The following is an 8095-nucleotide window of genomic DNA, read 5'->3' on the forward strand; positions in this document are numbered from 1 at the left end:
GGAGGTCGCCCGCCGCGCCGCCGCGATCGGCCGCGAGGTCGACGAACTGAAGGCCAACGGCCTGGCGGGCTCCCCGGCCGAGGCCGTCGACAGGATCGGCCGCTACGCCGAGACCGGCTCCAGCCGGATCTACCTGCAGATCCTCGACCTCTCCGACCTCGACCACCTGGAACTCATCTCGTCCCAGGTCCAGTCGCAACTGTCGTAGCCGCGGACGCCCCACGGCACCGGGACGTCTCACGGCCGCCCTCCCGGTGCCGTGGGTCCGCACCACGGGACGCCCTCCCGCAGGCACACCACCGTGCCGTTCACCGCCGCCCCGTGCAGCGCGGTGAGCGTCGGCAGGCGAGCGGCGAGCGACAGACCGGGCAGCTCGTCGAGGGCGAACCAGCCGTACCGGTCGTGCTCGGGGCTCAGCCGTACGGCCCTGCGCGTGCCGCCGGGGAGCGTGCCGCCGTGGAAGATGCAGTCGAGGACCGGGCCGGTGCCGAGGACGTCCACGCGATGGTCCACGCCGATCAGCACCGGCAGCGGCCCGAGTTCGATGCCCGTCTCCTCGCGCATCTCCCGCCGGGCCGCCGCCCAGGGGTCCTCGCCGTGGTCGAGCATCCCGCCGGGCAGCCACCACTGGCCGACGCTCGGCTGACCGGGGCCGTACCGCAGGAGCAGCAGACGGCCCTCGCCGTCCAGCACCATCACGCACGCGGCGAGGAGCGCCTGCGGCTGCGTCCTCACCCACTCCTCGCGGGGCATCCACTCCACCACTCATCGCCTCCCGGACGTCCGGCTGTTTCTGCTTCCTCCTGACAACGATGCTCCCGCCCTGCGGAAGTGGCCTGCGAATATTGGAAGGCACCGGTCCGGCCCCCTGTGCGAAGGTGGGGGCGTCGTCCTGCCCGGCCCCCAGGAGCACCGTCCTCGGGGGCTTTGGCGTACACGGCACCGCAGTCGTCCACCCAGCCGGAGAGGCTCTCCGCATGTTCCTGACCATCACCACCACCGGCACCGGCCGGCGCCCGGCCACCGAGCTCGGCTTCCTGCTGCACAAGCACCCGGACAAGGCGCAGGCGTTCTCCACCTCCCACGGCACCGCGCACGTCCTCTACCCCGAGGCGGACGAGCAGCGCTGCACGGCGGCGCTGCTGCTGGAGGTCGACCCGGTGGCCCTGGTCAGGCGGGGCAGGGGCAAGGGGCGCGGCGGCGCTCCCGACGCGGCACTCGCGCAGTACGTCAACGACCGCCCCTACGCGGCCTCCTCACTGCTCGCCGTCGCGTTGAGCAACGTGTTCTCCAGCGCCCTGCGCGGGGTGTGCCGTGCCCGGCCCGAACTCCCGGGAGAGAAGCGCCCGTTGCGCATCGAGGTACCGGCCCTCCCCGCCCGCGGCGGCCCCGGTCTCGTACGGCGCCTGTTCGAACCGCTCGGCTGGGCGGTCACCGCCGAACCGGTCGCGCTGGACGAGGAGTTCCCCGAGTGGGGCGACTCGCGGTACGTGCGGCTCGTGCTGGAGTCCGAGGCGGTGACCCTCGCCGAGGCCCTGCGCCACCTCTACGTCCTGCTCCCCGTCCTCGACGACGCCAAGCACTACTGGGTCTCCGCCGAGGAGGTCGACAAGCTGCTGCGGGCCGGCGAGGGCTGGCTGCCCGAGCACCCCGAGCAGAAGCTGATCACCAGCCGCTACCTCGCGCGCCGCTGGTCGCTGACCCGGCAGGCGATGGAGCGCCTGGAGCTGGTCCGGCTGGCCGAGGCCGACGACAGCGAGGTCGACGAACTCGACAACGCCGTGGCGGCCGAGACCGAGACCGAGGAGAAGCCGGCACCGCTCGCCGTGCGGCGCCGGGACGCGATCGTCACGGCCCTGCGGGAGTCCGGTGCCGCCCGGGTGCTCGACCTCGGCTGCGGACAGGGCCAGTTGGTGCAGGAACTGCTGAAGGACGCGCGCTTCACCGAGATCGTCGGCGTCGACGTGTCCGTACGGGCCCTCACCATCGCCGCCCGACGGCTGAGGCTGGACCGGATGGGGGAGCGGCAGGCCGCCCGCGTCACGCTCCGGCAGGGCTCGCTCGTCTACACCGACAAGCTGCTGAAGGGCTACGACGCCGCCGTGCTCAGCGAGGTGATCGAGCACCTGGACCTGCCCCGGCTGCCCGCCCTGGAGTACGCGGTGTTCGGCGCGGCCCGCCCCCGCACGGTCCTCGTGACCACCCCGAACGTCGAGTACAACGTCCGCTGGGAGACCCTCCCCGCCGGACACGTCCGGCACCGCGACCACCGCTTCGAGTGGACCCGCGCCCAGTTCGGCCAGTGGGCGCGCACCGTGGCCGAACGCCACGGCTACGACGTCGGGTTCCGCCCCGTCGGCCCCGACGACCCCGAGGTCGGACCACCCACCCAGATGGCCGTGTTCACCCTCAGGGCCACCACGGACAACAACGCCAACAACGCCAACAACGCCAACGAGAAGGAGGAGAGAGCGGCATGACCGAGACGCAGGCCCCCACCAGCACAGGACGCGTCCTGCCCGTGACCGACCTCTCCCTCGTCGTCCTCGTCGGCGCCTCCGGCTCGGGCAAGTCCACCTTCGCCCGCCGCCACTTCAAGCCCACCGAGGTCCTCTCCTCCGACTTCTGCCGCGGCCTCGTCTCGGACGACGAGAACGACCAGAGCGCCACCCGCGACGCCTTCGACGTGCTCCACTACATCGCCGGCAAGCGCCTGGCGGCCGGCCGCCGCACCGTCGTCGACGCCACCAGCGTGCAGCAGGACGCCCGCCGCCAGTTGATCGACCTGGCGAAGAAGCACGACGTGCTGCCCATCGCCATCGTGCTGGACGTGCCGGAGGAGGTGTGCGCCGAGCGCAACGCGGCCCGCACCGACCGGGCCGACATGCCGCGCCGGGTGATCCGCCGGCACACCCGCGAACTGCGCCGCTCCCTGCGGCACCTGGAGCGCGAGGGCTTCCGCAAGGTGCACGTCCTGCGGGGTGTGGAGGAGATCGAGAACGCCTCGGTCGTCACCGAGAAGCGGTTCAACGACCTCACCCACCTCACCGGCCCGTTCGACATCATCGGCGACATCCACGGCTGCTCCACCGAACTGGAGTCCTTGCTCGGCAAGTTGGGCTACACCGACGGTGTGCACCCCGAGGGCCGTACGGCGGTCTTCGTCGGCGACCTGGTCGACCGCGGCCCCGACACCCCGGGTGTGCTGCGCCGGGTGATGTCCATGGTGAAGTCCGGGAACGCGCTGTGCGTGCCGGGCAACCACGAGAACAAGTACGGGCGTCACCTCAAGGGCCGGAACGTCCGGCACACGCACGGCCTGGCGGAGACCATCGCGCAGATGGAGGGCGAGAGCGAGGAGTTCCGGCAGGAGGTACGGGAGTTCATCGACGGGCTCGTCAGCCACTACGTCCTCGACGGCGGCCGGCTGGTCGTCAGCCACGCCGGTCTGCCGGAGAAGTACCACGGCCGCACCTCGGGCCGGGTGCGCTCGCACGCGCTCTACGGCGACACCACCGGGGAGACGGACGAGTTCGGCCTGCCGGTGCGCTATCCGTGGGCGGAGGACTACCGGGGCCGGGCGGCCGTGGTCTACGGCCACACCCCGGTCCCGGAGGCCACCTGGCTGAACAACACCATCTGCCTGGACACCGGCGTGGTCTTCGGCGGCAGGCTGACCGCGCTGCGCTGGCCGGAGCGGGAGCTGGTCGACGTACCGGCCGAGCGGGTCTGGTACGAGCCGGCGAAGCCGCTGCGCACCGAGGCGCCCGGCGGACACGACGGGCGCCCGTTGGACCTCGGCGACGTGCACGGCCGCCGGGCCGTCGAGACCCGTGAGGCCGGCCGGGTCTCCGTCCGCGAGGAGAACGCGGCGGCGGCCCTGGAGGTCATGAGCCGTTTCGCCGTCGACCCGCGGCTGCTGCCGTACCTGCCGCCCACCATGGCGCCGACGGCGACCTCGAAGGTCGAGGGCTACCTGGAGCACCCGGAGGAGGCCTTCGCCCAGTACCGGGAGGACGGGGTCGCGCGGGTCGTGTGCGAGGAGAAGCACATGGGCTCGCGGGCGGTGGCCCTGGTCTGCCGGGACGCGGAGGCCGCGCGCAAGCGGTTCGGCGTCGGGGGCACCTCCCGCTCGAGCGAAGTCTCGGGTGGGGGAGGGCCCACGGGATCGCTCTACACCCGCACCGGCCGCCCCTTCTTCGACGACCCGGCCGTCACGGAGGAGATCCTGGACCGTCTGCGCACGGCGGCCACCGCCGCCGGCCTGTGGGCGGAGCTGGACACGGACTGGCTGCTGCTCGACGCCGAGTTGATGCCCTGGTCGCTGAAGGCCTCCGGGCTGCTGCGCACCCAGTACGCGGCGGTCGGCGCGGCCTCCGGCGCGGTGCTGCCGGGCGCGCTGGCCGCGCTGGAGGGCGCCGCGGCCCGGGGCGTCGACGTCACCGGCCTGCTCGCCCGCCAGCGCGGGAGGGCCGCCGACGCCGCCGCGTTCACGGCCGCCTACCGCCGCTACTGCTGGACCACCGACGGCCTGGACGGCGTCCGCCTGGCGCCGTTCCAGATCCTGGCGGTCCAGGGCCGCAGCCTCGCCGGTCTGCCGCACGACGGGCAACTGGCGCTGATCGACCGCCTCGTCGAGCACGACGGCACCGGTCTGCTGCAGACCACCCGCCGCCTGTACGTCGACACCGCCGACCCGGAGTCGGTGCGGGCGGGCGTCGACTGGTGGCTGGAGATGACCGGGCGCGGCGGTGAGGGCATGGTCGTCAAGCCGCTGGACGCGCTGGTGCGCACCGAGCAGGGCCGCCTGGTGCAGCCCGGCGTCAAGTGCCGCGGCCGCGAGTACCTGCGGATCATCTACGGCCCCGAGTACACCCGCCCGGACAACCTCGCCCGCCTGCGGCAGCGCTTCCTCAACCACAAGCGCTCCCTGGCGGTCCGCGAGTACGCCCTCGGCCTGGAGGCCCTGGCCCGCCTGGCCGACGGCGAACCGCTGTGGCGGGTGCACGAGGCGGTGTTCGGCGTCCTGGCGCTGGAGTCGGAGCCGGTGGACCCCCGGCTGTGAGGCGTCACGGCGGCTGATTCCGGCCAGGTTCACCCGTTGGGGGTCAACCTGGCCGGACGTCGTCAGTCCGGTCCCGCTCGTCCCTGGTGAACCGTTGGTCGCCGTGCTAACTTCGCTGGTCGTTCAGGCAGGAGTACCGACTCAGGGGGAAAGTCGGTGAAGACAGGCGCGGAGTTCGGCGGGCCCGAGGGCGATCCCGGGCAGGCGCGAGGTCTTGAGCTGCTGTTACGGCTGACCGACGCGCTGTGCGAGATGGCCTGCGTGGAGGACGCGCCGGCGCGGCAGCAGTTCGCCGTCGTGCTGGGCGGCCAGTTGCACCGGCAGGTCGACCTGCGCGGTGTGCGGCTGCGCGAGGACGTGGCGGCCCTGGTCCACGCGGCACTGAGCGTGGGGCTCGGGGAACACGTACTCGTCGGCGTGGTCCATCTCCTCGAAGGCGCCGCCGCGGCCAAGGAACTCGAACGTCTGATCGCCTCCGTGACCTCCGTCCCGGCGCCCGGGGTTTTGCCGGGCCCGCTGTCCCGGGAGGACGAGCGGAGCGCCCGCTCCGCCCTCGCCCGTGGCGCCCTGCCTCCCGTCCGGCTGCGCGACGAGCTGGTCGCGGACCTCAACGGCCTCGACCTGCCCACCGGGCTCTCGCCCGACCAGCTGTTCACCTACCTGCTGGAGCGGACCGCGCAGGACGACGGCCTGCCGCCCGCGGTGCTCCTGCTGGAGCGGGCGGCCCGGCTCGCCGTGACGGCCGGCCACCGCTCGGCCCTGACCGGATGGGTCGACGGCTGGGCCGCGCGGGCCGGGCACACGGCCGAGGTGGCGCGCCGCAGGGAGCGCGTCGTCGCGGCGAGCGACCCCGACGTCCCGCGCTGCCTCCTCGTGGTCGTCGAACCGGCCCGGGACGGCACCGGCGAGGTCGTCGTCCGCCCGTGGCTCAACACCACGCCCGGCCACTGGAACCCGCAGCCCGGCGAGCCGGCCACCACCACTCCGGACGGCCTCGGACAGGCCGTCGAACGCGTGTTACGGCAGGGCGCCCGGCTCTGGGCGGACCAGCCGGGCGAGTACGACACGGACAGGACCGGGGTACAGCAGCCGCCGTACGTCGAGTTCGTCCTTCCGTACGACCTCCTCAACCACGATGTGGCCGGATTGATGTTCCGCATCGGCGACAGCGGGCCGCTGCCGCTCGGGCTGAAGTACGGGGTGCACCTCAGAAGCCTGGAGCGGATGCGCACGGACGACGCGCTGGTCCGGCACCAGTGGCGGGAACGCTGGCGAACCCTGCGCAGACACGGCGTCACGGTGCACGGCTGGAGCGAACCGGACGGCCGGCGGATCGACGCGTGGCAGACCGCGCTCGCCGGGGAATCCATGCACACGGCGGTGATACTGGACGCCCCGGCCGACGAGTCCGCCCTGGCGGCGCTCAAGGCGGCCATCGCCGAGGGGATCGGGCTCGCGGTCTGGGACCGCAGGGGCGTCTTCGCCGAGGAGAGGCGCGAAGTGGTGACCGCGGTGTTCGCGTCGGTGCCCGTGCCCGCCCGGATCCCGACGGCGATCCACCGGCTGCGCAGACAGGCCGTGCTCAACACCAGGAGCCGGCATCTTCTGCTGGGCCGGCACATCGGCTTCTTCTGGGACGACCCCACCCGAGTCGTCGACATTCAGACGGATCCCGGCGATCTCGCCGGCGAGGAGGCACCGGCATGAGCGCGAACGAGCAGGCCGGCCCGCACTGGCGTGTGTTCCAGGCGACCGGCAAGGCACCCGAGACCCCGCCCCGGCTGCCGCAGGCACCCCCCTGGCGCCGGTTCCGCGGCGGGCCGCCCGAGGCGGCGCCCCCGGACGACCCCGAGGCCGCACTGCGCCGCCTGGGCCGGGACGACACCACCGCGCAGCTCGGCCCGGACGAGATCGACGTCGTCAACGCGGCGCTGCTGCTGCGCAGGCCCCTGCTGGTCACCGGACCGCCCGGCATCGGGAAGTCGACCCTCGCCTATCTGCTGTCCCGGGAACTCGGGCTGGGGCGGGTCCTGGAGTGGAACATCGTCAGCCGTACGACCCTGCGCGACGGCCTGTACGACCACGACGCGATGGGGCGCGCCCAGGCCATCAACGCCTGGCGGGCCGGGGCGCACCACCCGGCGGACCCCGTACGGCGGGAGCCGGGCGGGGACGCCGGTGCCACCGAGGCCGCCGCGGGCAGCGCGCAGTCCGCAACGCGGCGTCAACTTCCGCCGCAGGTGGGGGACTTCATCACGCTCGGACCTCTGGGCACCGCTCTGCTGCCCTACGATCGTCCCCGTGTGCTTCTCGTCGACGAACTCGACAAGAGCGACATCGACCTGCCGAACGACCTGCTGCACGTGCTGGAGAACGGAAGTTATGACGTCCCGGAGCTGGTGCGCGACGCCGCCGAGGAGGCCTACGTCCACACGAGCGACCCCGCCCGCCTCGCCCTCGTGCGCGGCGGGCGCGTCGAGTGCGCGGAGTTCCCGGTCGTGGTGATCACCAGCAACGGCGAGCGCGAGTTCCCCGCCGCCTTCCGCCGGCGCTGCCTCCCCCTGGAGATGCGTCCGCCCTCCCGGGAGCAGCTGCTGGCCATCGTCCACCGGCACCTGGAGCTCCGCTCGCCCCGGGCGGAGGAGATCGTGGACCTGTACGTCCAGCAGGTCCAGGCCGGCGGCACGCACTCCCTGGACCAGTTGCTCAACGCATACCATATGGCTACCGCGGGTGGTTTTCAGGTCGACGGTGACGGGCGTACGCTCATGGCAATGCTCCTCCGCGACCTCGCGAAGGGCCACTGAATGACCGGCTTCCCCCGGGAGCGCGCATCCGGACTCGGCGACGGGGACCCCGTACCGGGGGCGTCGCCGTCTTCGGCGTTCCCCGAGTCCGCCGCGCCCGCGAGCGGGCCTGGCGCCGTGCTCTCCGCCGCGTCGGACCCGGACCGGTACACCGGCGCGCAGCCGTTCTCGGGGGAGGGGTCCGGGCCGCACTGGCAGGACGTCGCCGACGCGGTCTGGCTGG

5 protein-coding genes and 2 pseudogenes are annotated in these 8095 nt (G+C 73.2%); 6 read left to right on the forward strand and 1 reads right to left on the reverse strand.

Going from position 1 to position 8095, the window contains the following annotated elements; translation table 11 throughout:
* Positions 1 to 208, forward strand: a pseudogene (locus tag RH94_RS44060) (LLM class F420-dependent oxidoreductase); the annotation flags it as partial.
* Positions 209 to 237: 29 nt separating this feature from the next.
* Here RH94_RS44060 and RH94_RS20815 read toward each other — a convergent pair.
* Positions 238 to 735, reverse strand: a complete 498-nt coding sequence (locus RH94_RS20815) for an NUDIX hydrolase (RefSeq protein ID WP_234425916.1) — start codon at positions 733 to 735, stop codon at positions 238 to 240.
* Between the two features lie 242 nt (positions 736 to 977).
* On the opposite strand from RH94_RS20815, the gene RH94_RS20820 reads away from it, so the two are divergent.
* The 5 genes and pseudogenes from RH94_RS20820 to RH94_RS44065 all read left to right on the forward strand — a co-directional run.
* Positions 978 to 2480 (forward strand): 3' terminal RNA ribose 2'-O-methyltransferase Hen1, encoded by a 1503-nt coding sequence (locus RH94_RS20820; protein ID WP_073949029.1) that lies wholly within the window; start codon positions 978 to 980, stop codon positions 2478 to 2480.
* A complete protein-coding gene (locus RH94_RS20825; RefSeq protein WP_073949030.1) occupies positions 2477 to 5065 on the forward strand; it encodes a polynucleotide kinase-phosphatase in 2589 nt (862 codons plus the stop codon). The genes RH94_RS20820 and RH94_RS20825 overlap by 4 nt, the downstream gene beginning before the upstream one ends.
* Before the next feature lie 156 nt (positions 5066 to 5221).
* Entirely contained in the window at positions 5222 to 6772 is a 1551-nt protein-coding gene (locus tag RH94_RS20830; RefSeq protein WP_073949031.1) for a VMAP-C domain-containing protein, read from the forward strand.
* Positions 6769 to 7872, forward strand: a complete 1104-nt coding sequence (locus tag RH94_RS20835) for a MoxR family ATPase (protein ID WP_073949032.1) — start codon at positions 6769 to 6771, stop codon at positions 7870 to 7872. The genes RH94_RS20830 and RH94_RS20835 overlap by 4 nt, the downstream gene beginning before the upstream one ends.
* Positions 7873 to 8095 (forward strand): annotated as a pseudogene (locus tag RH94_RS44065) (hypothetical protein); the annotation flags it as partial.

The sequence above is a fragment of the Streptomyces kebangsaanensis genome (genome assembly GCF_001906585.1).
GTDB lineage: Bacteria > Actinomycetota > Actinomycetes > Streptomycetales > Streptomycetaceae > Streptomyces > Streptomyces kebangsaanensis.

What these genes read in the sequence shown, in the direction of transcription:
- RH94_RS20820 (WP_073949029.1), top strand. Translation starts at nt 978, where the DNA reads ATGTTCCTGACCATCACCACCACCGGCACCGGCCGGCGCCCGGCCACC.
- RH94_RS20825 (WP_073949030.1), top strand. Translation starts at nt 2,477, where the DNA reads ATGACCGAGACGCAGGCCCCCACCAGCACAGGACGCGTCCTGCCCGTG.
- RH94_RS20835 (WP_073949032.1), top strand. Translation starts at nt 6,769, where the DNA reads ATGAGCGCGAACGAGCAGGCCGGCCCGCACTGGCGTGTGTTCCAGGCG.